Genomic DNA, 17,189 nt, shown 5'->3' on the forward strand with positions numbered 1-17,189 from the left:
CGCGGGCGGCGCTGCCGCCTCAATACAGGTAGACGGCGCCCACGTTCACGCCCGAGGCATCGGCCTGGTCACCGCCCACGCCGGCCGTGGCGTTGCTCGCATAGGGGCAGCTCACCGCCAGGGCCAGACCGTCGCCCGACAGGGCCAGCGCCGCGCCGAACTGGTACACGCTGTATTCGGCCGTGTTCGAGGGCTTGAGGTACGCCTGTTGCCGCCAGCCCGTGGCGCTGTGCGTGAACAGGTAGGCCGCGCCGGTGTCGGGCGCGTTGTCGTTGCCCTGGTCGCCGTTGATGCCCCGTGCGTCGCTGCTCTCGCCGGTGGCGCCCACGGCCAGTGCCTGGCCATCGCTGGACAGGGCCAGGGTGCTGCCGAAGCGGTCGTTCGCGCCGGTGTTGGAGGCCTTGATGTAGGCGCGCTGGTTCCAGCCGGCGTTGTCCCGGGCGAAAACGTACGCCGCGCCGCTGAAGGTGGCGCCCGTGTTGCCTGGGTCGCCGTCGACGCCCGTCGCGGCGCTGCTGTCGTAGGGACTGCCGACCGCCAGGACCTGGCCGTCGGCCGACAAGGCCAGGGCTTCCCCGAACCCCGACGGGAGCAGGGGGTTGGGCGCCGGCAGGAAGGCCTGCAGGCCCCAGGCGACCCCGTCGTGGGCGTAGACATGCACCGACCCGCCGGTGGCGCTGCCACCCATGGGGTCCGGCGACGGGGTGCCCACGGCCAGGGTATGGCCGTCGGCCGACAGGGTGATCCGCCGGCCGAACTGATCGGCGACGTGGTTGGTGGCGGCCTTGAGGTAGGCCTGCTGGCTCCAGGCATTGCCCTGGCGCGCGAAGACATAGGCCGCGCCGCTTTGCGGGCTGTTGTCGTCGTCGGGGGGATTGACGCCGGTGCCGCTGCCGGCTTCCTGGTCCGCCCCCACCGCCAGCACGTCGCCTTGCGCAGACAGCGCGACGCTGCCACCAAAGGCATCGCCGCCGCCGGTGTTCAAGCCGGTGAGGCGTGTCTGCAGGTTCCAGGCGCCGCCCTGGCCCGTGTAGAGGTAGACCGCGCCGCCGTAGTTGGCCGTCTGGCTGTCGTGCGGCGCGCCCACGGCCAGGGTGTCGCCCGCGCTGGACAGGGCCAGGCGGTAGCCGAAGCCGTCGTTCGGCTGGGGGGCCGGGGCCTGCAGCCGGGCCTGCTGGCGCCAGGTGGCGCCGTCGTGCGTGAACACATGGACGGTGCCGCTGGAGCTGTTGAGGGAGTCGCTGCCCGGCGCCCCCACGGCCAGGGTCTGGCCGTCCGCGGACAGCGCCACGCTCTGGCCGAACTGGGCGTCGCTGGCCGGATCGGAGGCCTTCACATAGCCGATGGCCTCCGCCAGTGGCCCGCTGGCGGTGACGGCGGCGGAGTCCACGCACGCCGACGCCTGGCAGGCCTGCAGGAGGTAGCGCGCGTTGATGCGCTCGGGCAGGAACACGGTGCGGTCGACCTGCGTGCTGCCGGCCGGCAGCGTGGCGATCAGGGTGTAGCCCGAGGCGCCGTCGGTGTCTTCGAGCAGCCGGTATTCGCTGGCCCCGGGCACGTCGGCCCAGCTGAAGTGAAAGGTCGTGGTGGCGGTGGGCGTGAGGGCCAGGACCGGTGCCGCGAGGGCGGCCGCGGGAAGAAAGGCGACCGTGGCGGAGGACGGCGCACCCCCGCCGTTGCCGCCGCAGGCCGACAACACGGCGGCGAGCGCAAAGGCAGCGGCGCGGACGGCAGGCAACGGGCGGACTTCCATGAACGCTGTGCAGGGGGGGCAGGCACAGCGATTGAAGCGGATGCCTCGTGCGCCTATCCATACCCCCGACGCAGTATTCACAGCGCCGCCGGCCCCGCCCGTGGCCGGCGGGCCGCCGCGTGGCCTCAGCCCGGCGTGGGCCGCCCGTCGTTCGTCGGCGTGGCCGCGGGCGCGCGCGGCTCGGTGAACAGGCGCACGGTGAACACCGCGCCGCTCATGCCGTCGCTGCGGTTGGCCGCGGTGATGCGCCCGCCGTAGCGCTCCACCAGGCCCTGGCTGATCCACAGGCCCAGGCCGTTGCCGTCGTTCTTGGTGGTGAAGAAGGGGCGGAACAGGCGCTCGCGCGTGGCCTCGCTCAGGCCGGCGCCGCCATCGATCACCTGCAGCTCGGCGCCGCCCTCCACGTCGCGCGTGACCAGGCGCAGACGGCCGCCCCCGGGCATGGCCTGGATGGCGTTGATCAGCAGGTTGATGATGACCTGCTGCAGTTCCTGCCGGTTGATGCCCACGCCATGCGTGGCGCCGCGCTCGCGCTCCACCGCAATGTCGGTCTGCGACAGCAGGTGGCCCACCAGCACGAGGCAGTCGTCCACCGTGCGGTCCAAGGCCAGCGTGTCCACGTAGCCGGCGTATTCGGTGGGCCGGGCGTACTGCAGCAACTGCGTGACGATGATGCGCATGCGCTCGACCTGCTGGTCGAGCAGGCGCAGCTCGCCCTGAACCGGCTCGGTGGCGCGGCCCAGGGTGTCGCGGATGAGGTCCAGGTTGCCCTGCATCACCGCGATGGGGTTGTTGATCTCGTGCGCGATGCTGGCGGTGAGCTGGCCGATGGCGGCCAGCTTCTCGCTCTTGACGAGCTGCTCCTGCGCGAGCCGCAGCGATGCGTTGCTGGCCTGCAGTTCGCGCGTGCGCTCGGCCACCTTGCGGTCGAGCTCGTCGGCCCAGCGCTGCAGGGCCTGGGTTTTCTCGTCGATGGTGTCGAGCAGCTGGTCGAGGTGGCCCGCGAGCGCGCCGAGCTCGTCGCGCGCGGGCAGCGGGCCCACGCGCGCGCCGCCCTGGCCCTGTTCCACGCGCTGCATGGTCAGGTTCATCTGCTGCACCGGCTGGAAGATGCTGCGCGCCCAGCGCAGCGAGAACCAGGCCGAGGCCGCCATCACGCCGCCGAAGATGAGGCCGATGAGCGCCAGCATGGCGTAGCGCACCAGCCGAAAGGGGGCCTCGGTGAAGCCCACGTAGAGCATGCCCACGCGCGCGCCGCTGGCGTCGGCCAGGGGCTCGTAGGCCGAGACGTACCAGTCGTTCACCACGAAGGCCAGGTCCAGCCAGGTGTGGCCTTCGCCGAGCACGGCGCCGCGCACCGCCTGCGACACGCGGGTGCCGATGGCCCGCCGGTCCTGGAACAGGCGCACGTTGGTGGTGATGCGCACGTCGTCGAGGAACAGCGTGGCCGTGCCCTGGCTGTCGAAGGGCAGGGAGCCGGCGGGGTAGACGATGCGGTTGATGTGGTCGATGAAATCCAGGTTCTGGTTCAGCAGCAGGCCGCCGCTGAGCAGGCCCAGGCGCCGGCCCTGCGCGTCGACCACGGGCAGCGTGGCCTGCGCGACCATGGCGCGGTCTTCGGCGCTGCGCTGCGTGGGCGTGGCGTTGCGCGTGGGCACCAGGGGGATGTCCAGCCGCGACATCAGGTGCGGCGCCAGGGCGTGCAGCGAGGCGCGGTCGAGCACCAGCAGGCTGGCCTTGGCGCGGTCGCGCCGGGCCTGGATGGACCCACCCAGCGCGGGCGGCTGCGGCAGCAGGCCGGCGCGCTGGTCCTGCAGGCTCAGGCCGGGCGGCGCACCGCGTGCCAGCGGCAGGCCGTCATTGCCGTACAGCACGAGGAAGTCGAGCCCCAGGCGCTCGCGCTCGGTGGCCAGGTGCGCGGCGAGCGCGGCCAGTGCGTCGGGCGTGCCGGGGGCCAGCCCGTCGGCCAGCGCGCGCGAATCGGCCACGCCCTGGGTGCCCGATCCGATCTCGATCAGCACCTGGTCGAAGTAGCCCCGCGCCACCGCCAGGTCGCTGCGCACCTTGGTGATGAGCAGGCGGTCGTAGGCCTGGTCGCTCCACACCGCCAGCGCCAGCACCAGCAGCGGGAAGGCCACCAGCAGCGGCAGCAGCGCCATGGCCAGCAGCTTGTTGCGCACCGAGCCCGCGAGCCAGCGCGGCGCGCGCCAGAGCGTCATGCCGACGCCTCCTGCGTTCGCCCGGGCCTGGCCCGGTGACGGCGTGGAACCGGCTGTGCCGTGCCGCCGGCGCTGCCCCCCTTGGCGGGGCGCGCGAAGCGCGGCGGGGGTGTTGTCTCTAGTTCGCCCATTCGGCCACGCGCCGCTCCAGGGTGCGGCGCGACACGCCCAGCAACTGCGCGGCGCGCGTCTTGTCGCCCTGCACCGAGTCGAGCACGGAGAGGATGTGCATCTTCTCCAGCGTGTGCAGGTCGGTGGGGCGCTCGGCCGCCGGCGCCTCGGGTGCGCCGGGGTAGAGCGCCGACACGTTGAGCGTGCCGAGGATGAGCGAGCGCTCGATCAGGTTGCGCAGCTCGCGCACGTTGCCGGGCCAGTCGTACTGCTGCAGGAAGGCCATCTCGGCCTCGCTGATGCGCAGCGGTTCGGCGCCCAGCGTGGGCGCCAGCTGGCCCATGAAGTGCGCCACCAGCGCGGGGATGTCGGCCTTGTGCTCGCGCAGCGGCGGCAGCGCGAGCTCCACCACCTGCAGGCGGAAGTACAGGTCCTTGCGGAAGCGGCCGGCCGCGACCTCGGCGCTGAGCTGGCGGTTGGTGGCGGCGACGATGCGCAGGTTGAGCGGCACCAGCTGCTCGCTGCCCACGGGGCGCACCCGCAGGTCCTCGATGGCGCGCAGCAGCGTGGCCTGGATGGACAGCGGCAGTTCCGCGATCTCGTCGAGAAAGAGGGTGCCGCCCTGGGCGTAGTGGAAGAGGCCGTCGCGCGCGCGCGTGGCGCCGGGAAAGGCGCCCTTGGCGTGGCCGAAGAGCTCGCTGGCGATGAGCTCGGGCGAGACGGCCGCGCAGTTGACGGGCACGAAGGGGCCGGCGGCGCGCGCGCCCCGCGCGTGCAGCTCGCGCGCGACCAGCTCCTTGCCGGTGCCCGATTCGCCCTGCAGCAACACGGTGCTGTCCACGCCGGCCACGCGGTCGAGGGAATCGCGCAGGGCCGCCATGGACGGCGAGTCGCCCACCAGCGCCGCGCGGTGCACGGTGGCGGGGCCCATGGCGCGGCGCAGCACGAAGTTCTCGCGCCGCAGGCGCGAGCGCTCGTGGCACTGCTTGATGGCGTTGAGGATCTGCGGAACGCGGAAGGGCTTGAGGATGAAGTCGGAGGCGCCGGCGCGCAGCGCCTCGATGGCGGTGTCGAGGTCGGCGAAGGCGGTGATGAGGATGACCTCGCCGGTGTAGCCCTGTTCGCGCAGTTCCTTGAGCCATTCGACGCCGCTCTTGCCGGGCAGGGAGATGTCGAGCACCACGAGGTCCACGTGGTGGCCGCGCAGCCACTCGGCGCCTTCTTCGGCGCTGGTGGCGCTCATGACGAAATGGCAGCGCGGGGCGAGCGTCTTGACGAGGAAGTTGAGCATGCCCTGTTCGTCGTCGACGACCAGGATGGACCAGTTGGGCCAACCGTCCAGGGTGCGCTCGGGGCTTGTCGGGGGGGTGATCGTCTCCACCGGTCGATTCTATGAAGCGGGCGTGGGCGCACCGCTGCGCGGCCTGGCGCGGGACCTCGATGGCCCACGCGCCCAAGGCCTTGGAGCCTGATCGAATCACTCGGGCATTGGCGCCCTTGGCCCGGTGAGGACCGGTGCTTGGCGTGCGACAAGTTGTCGCGCTCGTTGGACAACATGGCGCAAGCCAGACGCCGGGTGGTCCTAAGTTCTGCGGGTTTGCCCGCGCTTTGGGCGGTTGAGCGGGCCTGTGCGGGCCGACGTTGCGAGTGGTTCTCATCGATGGTGGTTGGCATGCTTATCGCTAAGCGCGGCGCCGCCGCCGGTGGTCCGCCTCGGCGCCCGCGCGAGGGGGCCGTGCCTTGGCCAGAGCGCTCATGCACAAGCTTGCATACCCCCAGGGGGCGAAGTAGATTCGACCTTATGCAAGGAGCCCACACGTCTGGTGTGCGGGCCCTGCACACCTGGAGACATGCATGAAAGAGTCTTCCCGCTCCGGCCCGGCCGAGGGCCGTTCGCGCCTGAGCCGGCGCACCCTGTTCGCGGGTGCTGGCACAGCCGGTGCCGTGGCCGCCGTGGCCAGCGTGATGCCCGTGGCCCAAGCCCCCGAGAGCACCGCCTCCGAGCCCAAGCCCGCGCCCGAGCGCGGCGGAGGCTACACGCTCAGCGAGCACGTCAAGCACTACTACCGCACCACGCGCCTCTGATCCGGCGCGCGAGAAACAGAGCCTCCCCACGAACGTCCCGTCCGCCGCCCACCCGCCCCACGGCATCCCGCGGCGCCCCAGGAGACACACCATGCTGCTGACCAAGAAATCCCCCTCCGCCGCCGGCCGTGGCACGCCGGCGCACGCCACCTTCGTGAACGCCCTGCAGCGAGGCCTGTCGTCCGCGCTGCCCACCATGGACCGCCGCGCCTTTCTGCGCCGCTCCGGTCTCGGGGTGGGCGTGGGCCTGGCCGCTTCGCAGCTCACCCTGGTGAAGAAGGCCAAGGCCGCCTCGGGCGGCTCGATCGACGGCACCGGCAAGATCGAGGTGCGCCGCACGGTGTGCACGCACTGCTCGGTGGGCTGCGCCAGCGACGCCATCGTTGAGAACGGTGTCTGGGTGCGCCAGGAGCCGGTGTTCGACTCGCCGATCAACCTGGGCGCGCACTGCGCCAAAGGCGCCTCGCTGCGCGAGCACGGCCACGGCGAGTACCGCCTGCGCTACCCGATGAAGCTGGTCAACGGCAAGTACCAGCGCATCACCTGGGACGAAGCCTACGACGGCATCGTCAAGAAGATGAAGGCCCTGCGCGAGGCCAGCGGCCCCGATTCGGTGTACTTCGTCGGCTCGTCCAAGCACAGCAACGAGCAGGCCTATCTGATGCGCAAGTTCGTGAGCTTCTGGGGCACGAACAACTGCGACCACCAGGCCCGCATCTGCCACTCCACCACGGTCGCCGGCGTGGCGAACACCTGGGGCTACGGCGCGATGACCAACTCGTACAACGACATGCAGAACAGCAAGTGCGCGTTGTACATCGGCTCCAACGCGGCCGAGGCGCACCCGGTCTCCATGCTGCACATGCTGCATGCCAAGGAGAACGGCTGCAAGATGATCGTGGTCGACCCGCGCTTCACGCGCACCGCGGCCAAGGCCGACGAGTACGTGCGCATCCGCTCGGGCACCGACATCCCCTTCCTCTTCGGCCTGCTGTACCACATCTTCAAGAACGGCTGGGAAGACAAGCGCTACATCAACGACCGTGTCTTTGGCATGGAGGCGGTGAAGGCCGACGTGATGGCCAAGTGGACGCCCGACAAGGTGGAAGAGGCCTGCGGCGTCAAGGAAGAACAGATGGCGCGCGTGGCCGAGATGATGGCCAAGAACCGCCCGTCGACGCTGGTGTGGTGCATGGGCCAGACGCAGCACTCCATTGGCAACGCCATGGTGCGCGCCTCGTGCATCGTGCAGCTGGCCCTGGGCAACATCGGGGTGAGCGGCGGCGGCGCGAACATCTTCCGCGGCCACGACAACGTGCAGGGCGCCACCGACGTGGGCCCCAACCCCGACTCGCTGCCGGGCTACTACGGCGTGGCGGCGGGCTCGTGGAAGCACTTCGCCAACGCCTGGGGCGTGGACTACGACTGGATCAAGTCGCAGTACGCCGAGGGCATGATGGAGAAGCCCGGCATCACCGTCTCGCGCTGGATCGACGGCGTGCTGGAGAAGAACGAGCTGATCGACCAGGGTCCGAACCTGCGCGGCGTGTTCTTCTGGGGCCACGCACCGAACTCGCAAACGCGCGGCCTGGAGATGAAGAAGGCCATGGACGCGCTGGACCTGCTGGTGGTGATCGACCCGTACCCGTCGGCCACCGCGTCGATGGCGGCCATGCCGAGCGACAAGATCAACCCCGAGCGCGAGGTCTATCTGCTGCCCGCGGCCACGCAGTTCGAGACCAGCGGCTCGTGCACCGCGTCCAACCGCTCCATCCAGTGGCGCGAGAAGGTGATCGACCCGCTGTGGGAGAGCCGCAGTGACCACATGATCATGCATGAGCTGGCGCAGAAGCTGGGCTTCGCGGAGCAGCTCTCCAAGAACTACAAGATGCAGAAGATCAAGGGCCGCGAGGAGCCGATGCCCGAGGACATCCTGCGCGAGATCAACCGCTCCGTCTGGACCATCGGCTACACCGGCCAGAGCCCGGAGCGGCTGAAGGCCCACATGCGCCACATGGACGCCTTCGACGTGAAGACGCTCAAGGCCAAGGGCAAGGTGGTCGACAAGGAGACCGGCTACGACCTGTCGGGCGATTACTTCGGCCTGCCCTGGCCCTGCTTCGGCACGCCCGAGATCAAGCACCCCGGCTCACCCAACCTGTACGACACCTCCAAGCACGTCATGGACGGCGGCGGCAACTTCCGCGCCAACTTCGGCGTGGAGCGCGACGGCGTGAACCTGCTGGCCGAAGACGGTTCGCACTCGCGTGGCGCCGAGATCACCACCGGCTACCCCGAGTTCGACCACGTGCTGCTCAAGAAGCTGGGCTGGTGGGACGACCTCACCGACGACGAGAAGAAGAAGGCCGAGGGCAAGAACTGGAAGACCGATCCCTCGGGCGGCATCCAGCGCGTGTGCATGAAGCACGGTTGCCACCCCTTCGGCAACGCCAAGGCGCGCGCGGTGGTGTGGAACTTCCCGGACGCGATCCCGCAGCACCGCGAGCCCATCTACGGCACGCGCCCGGACCTCATCGCCAAGTACCCCAGCCACGACGACCAGAAGAACCGCTGGCGCCTGCCCATCCTCTACAAGTCGCTGCAGGCGAAGAACGTCGAAGACAAGCTGCCGGAGAAATTCCCGCTCATCATGTCCTCGGGCCGCCTGGTGGAGTACGAGGGCGGCGGCGAGGAGACGCGCTCCAACCCCTGGCTGGCCGAACTGCAGCAGAACATGTTCGTGGAGATCAACCCGGCGGCGGCCACGCAGCGCGGCATCCGCCAGGGCGAGCAGGTCTGGGTGAGCACGCCCACCGGCGCGCGCATCAAGGTGATGGCGCTGGTGACCGAGCGCGTGGCGCCCGACACGGTGTGGCTGCCCTTCCACTTCTCGGGCCACTGGCAGGGCACCGACATGAAGCCCTACTACCCCGATGGCGCTTTCCCCGTGGTGCGCGGCGAGGCGGTCAACACGGCCACCACCTACGGCTACGACATCGTGACGATGATGCAGGAAACCAAGACCACGATCTGCAACGTCGAGAAGGCTTGAGGAGAACACCATGGCACGAATGAAATTCATCTGTGACGCCGAGCGCTGCATCGAATGCAACGGCTGCGTCACCGCCTGCAAGAACGAACACGAGGTGCCCTGGGGCGTGAACCGCCGCCGCGTCATCACCCTCAACGACGGCGTGCCCGGCGAGAAGTCGATTTCGGTGGCCTGCATGCACTGCAGCGACGCGCCCTGCATGGCGGTCTGCCCGGTGAACTGCTTCTACCGCACCGACGAGGGCGTGGTGCTGCACGACAAGGACGTCTGCATCGGCTGCGGCTACTGCTCCTACGCCTGCCCCTTCGGCGCGCCGCAGTTCCCCTCGCAGGGCACCTTCGGCGTGCGCGGCAAGATGGACAAGTGCACCTTCTGCGCCGGCGGCCCCGAGGCCCACGGCAGCCAGGCCGAGTTCGAGAAGTACGGCCGCAACCGCCTGGCCGAGGGCAAGCTGCCGGCCTGCGCCGAGATGTGCTCCACCAAGGCCCTGCTGGCCGGCGACGGCGACACCGTGGCCGACATCTTCCGCACCCGCGTGATCACGCGCGGCAAGGGCGCGGAGGTCTGGGGCTGGGGCACGGCGTACGGCACCGCGGAAGGGAAAAAATCGTGATGAAACGCCTGACCCTCACCTCCCTTGCGATCGCGGCCCTGCTGGGCCTGGCGGCCTGCGGCGAGAAGCCGCAGGAGATGGGCGCCAACGGCGTGAAGCAGGACAACGCGGCCTACAGCGGCGTTGGCCAAAGCCAGTACGCGCAATCGGGCTGGAAGGCCGGCGACAAGGGCAGCTGGGAGCAGCAGCTCAAGGCGCGCGCCCAGTACGGCCAGAACGACTACGTGCGCATCGGCGCGCAGCAGAAGTAAAGGCGACGGCCATGCACAAGCAAGCAACCCCTCGCTGGCGGGCCGGGCTCGCGGCGCTGCTGCTGGGTCTGGGCGCGGCCTCGGCCTGGGCCCAGGCGCCCAAGGCGGTGCCGGACGATCCCGCGCCAGCGGCCCAGCAGGCGGCGCCCGCGGGGCAGGGCGGCATCAAGAGCCAGAACATCTTCGATATCCGCCCCGACGCCGACACCGACCCGAACTACGCCAGCCAGAGCAACGCCGAGCGGCGCAAGGTGCAGCCCGGCAACAACGCGCCCATGTGGCACGACGTGAGCAAGGGCGTGACCGGCCAGACCATGCTGCCGTACCCGGAGTACGGCAACCTGATCCAGGGCTTCGTGCAGTACCCCGGCTCCAAGCTGACCACCGCCGGCGAGGCCTGGCGCCAGGTGCGCAACAACTGGATCATTCCCTATGGCGGTTCGCTGCTGCTGATCGTGCTGGTGGCGATCGCGCTGTTCTACCTCGCCAAGGGCTCGATCAAGCTGCACGGCCCGGAGACCGGCCGCAAGATCGAGCGCTTCACGTACTTCGAGCGCGCGGCGCACTGGGTCAACGCGATCGCCTTCGTCGCGCTGGCTGTCTCCGGCATCGTCATGGCCTTCGGCAAGTTCTTCCTGCTGCCCGTCATCGGCAGCACGCTGTTCGGCTGGCTCACCTACGCGCTGAAGAACCTGCACAACTTCGTCGGCCCGCTGTTCGCGGTGTCGCTGGTGGTGGTGATCTTCACTTTCATCAAGGACAACCTGCCGGCCAAGGGTGACCTGGTCTGGCTGCTCAAGGGCGGCGGCCTGCTCAGCGGCAAGGAGGTTCCCTCGCACCGCTTCAACGCGGGCGAGAAAGTGGTGTTCTGGGCCGGCGTGTTCTTCTTCGGCCTGATCGTGGTGGGCTCCGGCCTGTTCCTGGACAAGCTGCTGCCGGCGGTGGAGTTCACGCGCGCCAACATGCAGGTGGCCCACATGATCCACGCCACGGCCGCGGCGCTGATGATGGCGCTGTTCCTGGGCCACATCTACCTGGGCACCATCGGCATGAAGGGCGCCTACGCGGCGATGAAGACCGGCTACGTCGACGAGACCTGGGCCAAGGAACACCACGCCCTGTGGCACGACGACATCAAGGCCGGCAAGATCCCCGCCCAGCGCACGGCGAACAAGCCCGAGGGCGCGTCCGGCCAGCCGGCGAAGGCCTGAGCGTTTCAGGAGACAGACCGCATGAGCATCCAGAAAATCGCCATCGCCGTGGGCCTGCTGGCCGCGGCCACCCTGGCCCAGGCCAAGCTGCCGGCACCGCCGCCGCTCACGCCCGAGGCCGCCGCCAAGGCCGATGAGGCCAAGGCCAAGGCCGCGTACAACACCAAGGTCGACGCCTACAAGCTGTGCAAGGCCATGGACAAGGCGGCGGCCAACTACTTCAAGACCACCGCGGGCGCGGGCAAGCAGCCCTCGGCGGGCGCGCCGGCCTGCACGGACCCGGGCCCCTTCTCCTACGTGCCACCCAAGCCGGCCGAAGCGGCGGGCGCGCACTCGCCCGCGGCACCGGCGACCAGCCCGCCCAGCAACCAGGCGCCGGCCGGCGCGCCCACGCCCAAGAAGCCGTAAGCGCCGCGCGCCGCCGCCGGCCCCCATGCCCCCGCGCGGGGCAGCGCCAAAGGCCGCACCCCTCGGGTGCCGGCCTTTTTCTTTAGTAGTCTCGCCCCATGCGCCTGCCCCAACTGACCGAGGCCCGTGCCCCCCTGACCGAGTCCATCGACGCGCTGGACGAGTTCGGCCAGCGCCGCGCCATCCACATCCCCGCCGAGCGCGACCTCACGGTCTACGTCGACAAGCGCGAGCTGGTCACGCTCATGACCCTGGGCGCCCGGCCCGAGTGGCTGACCCTGGGCTACCTGATCAACCAGCGGCTCATCGCCTCGGTGGACGACATCGAGTCCATCACCGTCGACTGGGAGGTGAACGCCGCGAGCGTGAAGACCCGCCACGGCATCGAGCGCATTGAAGAGCGCACGGCCAAGCGCGTGGTCACCACCGGCTGCGGCCAGGGCAGCGTGTTCGGCGGACTCATGGACGACCTGGACCGCATCCGGCTGCCCGAAGGCGTGCTGCGCCAGTCGCAGGTCTACGCCATCGTGGACGCGATCCGCCTGAAGGAGAGCACCTACAAGTCGGCCGGCTCGGTGCACGCCTGCGCGCTGTTCCGCGGCACCGAGCTGGCGCTGTTCGTGGAAGACGTGGGCCGGCACAACGCGGTGGACACCATCGCCGGCTGGCTCGCCCTGCAAGACGATGCCCCACGCGACGTGGGCGAGACGCTCGACAAGGTCTTCTACACCACCGGCCGCCTGACCAGCGAGATGGTCATCAAGAGCGCCCAGATGGGCGTGGCGGCGGTCATCTCGCGCAGCGGCATCACGCAGATGGGCCTGCAGGTGGCGCGCCGCGTGGGCCTGTGCGCGGTGGGCCGGGCCACCAACAAGCACTTCCTGTGCTACGCCAACCCCGAGCGGCTGGTGTACGACGCGGTGCCGGCGGCGGCGCCGCAGGCCGTGCGCGGCTGACCCAGGCTGTCGCCTGGCCTGGGCGGTTCACGCCCTAACACATCGGCCAGGTCGCATACGGCGGCCTGTACCCGCTGGGCTGACGCGCGTATCGTCGGCCCGCTGGTCTTGTGGGCGAACGACCGGGATCGGGTGCACTGGCGAACCGAGCGGCGGCTCATGGCAAACGACGATAGACCGCGCAAGGGTTCGCCGTTACCAATCCGTCACGTCCGGTGGAAGGCAACAGGTCTTTCAACTGCGACCGACAGGGAGGGGAAATGCATAGATGCATGGCGCGACGCCATGGAGCGCACTTGCGCAGGCCTATCGGTGGGCGCTCAAGCCAAGCAAACCGTTGGTGGTTGTGGGGCGTGCGCATGCGCTGCCGCAGATGAACGGCTCGGAGGTGGTGCGCAACTCGCGGGCGGCGATGAGCTAGGCGAGCGCGCAGGCCGATGAGCTGGAGGCGGCGGTGGCGGCGTTCTCGGCGACCACGACGCGGGATGCCCAGCGGGCAGGAAGGGCCTTCCGCCACCGTGCTCATACACCGCGCGGTAGACAGTGCGGCGCCCACGTATCGTCGCGCGCTTGATTTTTTGAAAGGGAGTTTTGTCTTGACGACATCGAACAACAAAGCGGGCGTCGCCAAGTTTGGCGACGAGGTGGTAGCGGCCAAACCGCGTCGGCGTATCGGCCGCTGGCTGCTGGGATTGCTGCTCATCGGCCTGCTTGCCATCGCGGCGATCGTGGCCATCTGGTTGCACAAGGCCCAGCGCATCACCTCGCGTATCGAGAGCCATGTGGCCTCTCAGCCTTACCCGGGATTCGCCATTGGTGATTTGGGCGGCATGCCGGTGAAGATGCCGCGCTACATGGCTGAGCTGCTGGAGTACGACGGCGACCCGGGGTGGGCACCCGCACCGGACTGGCGCCCGCCGGTGCGCACTTTCGAATCGAAGATCAACAGCTTCGGCTTCTATGTGCGATTCCCGGATGGCCAGACACTGGATTCGTGGGAGCGGCGCGAGGAGAAGCTGTTGACGCCGCCTTGGGAGGATCGGTGGATCAGTGTGGGGGTGAAGAGCAGCAAGCGATATCCCAGGGACGGTTTTCTGGACGTCTATGTCAAACGACGCCTTCTGGATCACTCTGGAAAAAGTGTCAATCACCGCTACTTTCGCCAGGCCGAAAACGAACATGACCTGGAGGTGTTTCGGCTGACTCCGCCCCCAGAAGGGCCTGATCCGACCAAGACGCTCGTGTCCGAGGAGTTCGTCGGGCGCGATTCGACTGGCAAAGTGATCAGCACTCTTGATTGCACTGTCTCCTTCGATGCGAACAGGTCTAGGTGTTCCCAGGTCTGGTCCATGGAAACACAGGAACTTCGAGTTCAACTGACGGCAAGCTACCGCCGTCCCCTGCTACAGCACTGGCGCGAGATTCAACCCATGGTCACCCAGATCGTTCTGGGCTTCCGGCACGACCCCAGCAAGTCCGAGAAAGCGCCCTCTGCACCGCGCTGACCCATTCACTCATCACCTCAACCACCAACGCTCAGGAGGAAACCCATGTCACAACCGCAAGCACTGACCACCGTGCAACTTGAAGCCTACTCTCAGCAACTTGCCAACGGCACGCTGGCCAATGTGGAGCAGGTTTATGCCGATCTCTACAGCAAGGGCTACAGCTACGCCGGCTGGGCCGGTGGGGTCGCGAGTGAGAGCACCATTGCCGGCGTGTCAGCGGTGAACTTCCTGACGGGCACGGCCATGATGGGGTGGGGCGGTGAGCAGTGTCGTAACTTGCCAGAGGCGACACTGGATTCGATTCGAATGCAGATGGCGACGCGCTACGTCGATGTCCTCATCCGATATGCAGATCGTGATGGCGGGGTGCTTTCCAGCGACATCGACTATCGCGATACAAAAGAAATTCACGAAGCTGTCTTCGCAAACCACAACCTCTCCCTCGACAACTGGACCCTCAACACCCCCATGGAACTGGTTCGCCAGACCCAAGGCGATGAGGCGGTTGAGGCCCTTTGGGGAAAGGTTCGAGACACCGGTGGCGATGGTTGGGACGCGCTCGCCGTAAATTTTGAGCTCTATCACATCGTTAGCTCGCTGAGGTTTGACCCTACCTATCAAGAACAGGCACAAACATGGATTGACGAGGTTCCGGGTTTCGCGAACTTCGAAGAATGGGGCCGGCTGATCGATACGGTGAAGGAGTGGCTGAACAACACGCAAGTCGGTCGCATGTGGAATGCCATCCACCAAGTCATCGAAAGCGACCCGCTCTTCCTGGTCAATCCCCTGCTCAACACCGCGTTCACTTCCGCCCGAGCCGTCGTCCTTCAACGCGACCCGCTGGTGCTGGACCTGGACGGCGACGGTCTGGAACTCTCTGCCGCCGGCGGCAACGTGCTGTTCGATCACAACGCCGACGGCATCAAGACCGGCACGGGCTGGGCCCGCCCCGACGACGGTTTCCTCGTGCGCGATCTGAATGGCAACGGTCTGATCGACTCCGGGCGCGAGCTCTTCGGCGTGGACACGGTGAAGAGCAACGGCCAGATGGCCACGCAGGGCTTCGATGCGCTGGGCGATCTGGACACCAACGGAGACGGCCAGATCACCAGCGCGGACGCTGCCTGGGCCCAGCTGCAGGTCTGGCGCGATACGAACCAGGACGGCATCAGCCAAAGCGGCGAGCTCAGCGGGCTCGATGCGTTGGGCATCACGCGCATTGGGCTCAACGGCAGCGCCAGTGGCCCGCAGGCGGGGCAGACGATCAACAACAACCGGGTGGCGCTGAGCACCACGTTCACGCGCAATGGGGTCAACCGCACGGTGGGGGCGATCGACCTGGAGGCCAATGGGTTCTTCTCGCAGATCCCGCCAGAAGTGGTGGACGAGGCGGGCAACCCGGTGGTGATCACGCAGGCGGCGCATGCGCTGCCGCAGATGAACGGCTCGGGGATGGTGAGGAACCTGAGGGCGGCGATGAGCCTGACGGGCGCGCAGGCCGATGAGCTGGAGGCGGCGGTGGCGGCGTTCGCGGCAGCGGGCACGCGGGAGGCGCAGAGGGCTTTGCTCGACAACCTCATCACCGAATGGGCACAGACCTCGAGCTACTGGAGCAGCCTGGAGGGCTACCTGGGCGGCGCCGTGACGCTGACACCGCCGGCGGGCATGACCGGTGAGCAGTACCGCAACATGATCGGCGTGCTGGAGGCGTTCAATGGCAGCCGGTTCTATGCGTCAGTGGGCAGCGCGATGCCGGTGGGGCAGTCGGGCAGCACGGTCAATGGGGTGACGGGCTACGTCATCAACCCGGCGGCGCAGCAGGTGGCGTTCCTGCAGCAGGCGTACCAGGCTCTGAAAGAGAGCGTGTATGGGGCGCTGGTGATGCAGACGCGGCTCAAGCCGTATCTGGATGCGGTGGAGCTGACGGTGGATGGAAATGGCGTTCATTTCGACACCTCGGGCCTTCAGGCGCTGGCGCTGCAAGGAGCGCAGACCGATGCGCTCAATGCCATCAAAGACCTGACGGACCTTAGGCGCTATGGCAATGAGGTTCTGAAGGGTGTGGGGTGGGCGTTCGAAGACACCATGGCCGCGGTGCTGGCCTCGGTGGAGATCACGCCAGACGTGACCGCCTTGCTGACAGCGGAGAGGCTGGCATGGATGGGGACGCAGGCCACGTCGTTTGCCGTGCCGGCCGGGCAAGCCGGGTTCACGGTGATTGGCAATGCGCTGGACAACAGCATCGCTGGCAACGCCGCTGGGTCCGAGTACCTCCATGGCGGTCAAGGCAACGACACGCTGACGGCGGTGGGCAGCTGGGACGTGCTCGACGGCGGAGCGGGGGATGACGTGCTCAAGCTGAGCAACGGTGCGGAGCAGTCCACCACGTTCATTGGTGGGGCGGGCAACGACACCATGACGGGCGGCGGCTACAACGACACCTATGTGTTCAACCGGGGCGATGGCTCGGACACCATCAGCGACTACGGCACGCACGGCACGAGCAGCATTTACCTGGACCAGCTCAGCTTTGGTGCAGGCATCGCCGTGAGCGACGTGGGAGCGCGCCGGGTAGGCGTGGATCTGGTGGTCACGGTGGCGGGTGTGCCGGGCGACCAGATCACGATCAAGAACTGGTTCAGCGAGGTCAATGGCTTCTACCGCATCGAGCAAATCAACTTCGCTGACGGGACGGTCTGGACCCACAACAACCTGGCGCAGCTGGCGCTGGCCACGACGAACACCGGCACGGCCGGCAACGACACCATCAGTGGAACGGGAACCTACAGCGACCGGCTGATTGGCCTGGAGGGCAACGACACGCTGACGGCGGTGGGCAGCTGGGACGTGCTCGACGGCGGAGCGGGGGATGACGTGCTCAAGCTGAGCAACGGTGCGGAGCAGTCCACCACGTTCATTGGTGGGACGGGCAACGACACCATGACGGGCGGCGGCTACAACGACACCTATGTGTTCAACCGGGGCGATGGCTCGGACACCATCAGCGACTACGGTACCA

Annotated in this window: 12 protein-coding genes; 9 read left to right on the top strand and 3 right to left on the bottom strand. The window is 68.3% G+C overall.

What is annotated here, in order from left to right:
• Window positions 1–19: 19 nt before the first annotated feature.
• The 3 genes from DY262_RS20055 to DY262_RS20065 form a co-directional block, all read right to left on the bottom strand.
• Entirely contained in the window at window positions 20–1,753 is a 1,734-nt protein-coding gene (locus DY262_RS20055; protein WP_147326287.1) for an FG-GAP repeat protein, read from the bottom strand.
• A gap of 125 nt (window positions 1,754–1,878) precedes the next feature.
• Entirely contained in the window at window positions 1,879–3,972 is a 2,094-nt protein-coding gene (locus tag DY262_RS20060) for a sensor histidine kinase (protein WP_116960846.1), read from the bottom strand.
• A 118-nt stretch (window positions 3,973–4,090) separates the two neighbouring features.
• The gene (locus tag DY262_RS20065) at window positions 4,091–5,464 is read right to left on the bottom strand and encodes a sigma-54-dependent transcriptional regulator (RefSeq protein ID WP_116960847.1); all 1,374 of its coding nucleotides are present in this window, start codon (window positions 5,462–5,464) and stop codon (window positions 4,091–4,093) included.
• Window positions 5,465–5,937: 473 nt separating this feature from the next.
• Here DY262_RS20065 and DY262_RS20070 point away from each other — a divergent pair, with 473 nt between their 5' ends.
• From DY262_RS20070 to DY262_RS20110, 9 genes are all read left to right on the top strand, one after another.
• Window positions 5,938–6,168, top strand: a complete 231-nt coding sequence (locus tag DY262_RS20070; protein ID WP_116960848.1) for a formate dehydrogenase — start codon at window positions 5,938–5,940, stop codon at window positions 6,166–6,168.
• 91 nt (window positions 6,169–6,259) lie between these two features.
• Window positions 6,260–9,220: a formate dehydrogenase subunit alpha gene (locus DY262_RS20075; protein WP_116960849.1), complete on the top strand. Its 2,961-nt coding sequence runs from the start codon at window positions 6,260–6,262 to the stop codon at window positions 9,218–9,220.
• Between the two features lie 10 nt (window positions 9,221–9,230).
• Window positions 9,231–9,833, top strand: a complete 603-nt coding sequence (gene fdh3B, locus DY262_RS20080; RefSeq protein WP_116960850.1) for a formate dehydrogenase FDH3 subunit beta — start codon at window positions 9,231–9,233, stop codon at window positions 9,831–9,833.
• The gene (locus tag DY262_RS20085) at window positions 9,833–10,084 is read left to right on the top strand and encodes a hypothetical protein (protein WP_116960851.1); all 252 of its coding nucleotides are present in this window, start codon (window positions 9,833–9,835) and stop codon (window positions 10,082–10,084) included. Before fdh3B ends, DY262_RS20085 begins: the two co-directional genes overlap by 1 nt.
• 11 nt (window positions 10,085–10,095) lie before the next feature.
• A complete protein-coding gene (locus tag DY262_RS20090; protein WP_116960852.1) occupies window positions 10,096–11,295 on the top strand; it encodes a formate dehydrogenase subunit gamma in 1,200 nt (399 codons plus the stop codon).
• Between the two features lie 21 nt (window positions 11,296–11,316).
• Complete coding sequence (locus DY262_RS20095; protein WP_116960853.1) at window positions 11,317–11,703, top strand: hypothetical protein; 387 nt, start codon at window positions 11,317–11,319, stop codon at window positions 11,701–11,703.
• A 98-nt stretch (window positions 11,704–11,801) separates the two neighbouring features.
• Entirely contained in the window at window positions 11,802–12,659 is an 858-nt protein-coding gene (locus tag DY262_RS20100) for a formate dehydrogenase accessory sulfurtransferase FdhD (protein WP_116960854.1), read from the top strand.
• A 596-nt stretch (window positions 12,660–13,255) separates the two neighbouring features.
• Complete coding sequence (locus DY262_RS20105; RefSeq protein ID WP_116960855.1) at window positions 13,256–14,164, top strand: hypothetical protein; 909 nt, start codon at window positions 13,256–13,258, stop codon at window positions 14,162–14,164.
• A 45-nt stretch (window positions 14,165–14,209) separates the two neighbouring features.
• Window positions 14,210–17,189, top strand: a 2,980-nt coding sequence (locus DY262_RS20110) for a calcium-binding protein (protein ID WP_281272934.1), incomplete at its 3' end; no start/stop codon positions are given.

It is taken from the genome of Hydrogenophaga borbori (assembly GCF_003417535.1).
Lineage (GTDB): Bacteria > Pseudomonadota > Gammaproteobacteria > Burkholderiales > Burkholderiaceae_C > Hydrogenophaga > Hydrogenophaga borbori.

Bases quoted from the DNA above. Each gene is read 5' to 3' on its own strand.
- DY262_RS20075 (WP_116960849.1), top strand. From the start codon at position 6,260: ATGCTGCTGACCAAGAAATCCCCCTCCGCCGCCGGCCGTGGCACGCCG.
- DY262_RS20070 (WP_116960848.1), top strand. From the start codon at position 5,938: ATGAAAGAGTCTTCCCGCTCCGGCCCGGCCGAGGGCCGTTCGCGCCTG.
- DY262_RS20055 (WP_147326287.1), bottom strand. From the start codon at position 1,753: ATGGAAGTCCGCCCGTTGCCTGCCGTCCGCGCCGCTGCCTTTGCGCTC.
- DY262_RS20085 (WP_116960851.1), top strand. From the start codon at position 9,833: ATGAAACGCCTGACCCTCACCTCCCTTGCGATCGCGGCCCTGCTGGGC.
- DY262_RS20100 (WP_116960854.1), top strand. From the start codon at position 11,802: ATGCGCCTGCCCCAACTGACCGAGGCCCGTGCCCCCCTGACCGAGTCC.
- DY262_RS20090 (WP_116960852.1), top strand. From the start codon at position 10,096: ATGCACAAGCAAGCAACCCCTCGCTGGCGGGCCGGGCTCGCGGCGCTG.
- DY262_RS20060 (WP_116960846.1), bottom strand. From the start codon at position 3,972: ATGACGCTCTGGCGCGCGCCGCGCTGGCTCGCGGGCTCGGTGCGCAAC.
- fdh3B (WP_116960850.1), top strand. From the start codon at position 9,231: ATGGCACGAATGAAATTCATCTGTGACGCCGAGCGCTGCATCGAATGC.
- DY262_RS20095 (WP_116960853.1), top strand. From the start codon at position 11,317: ATGAGCATCCAGAAAATCGCCATCGCCGTGGGCCTGCTGGCCGCGGCC.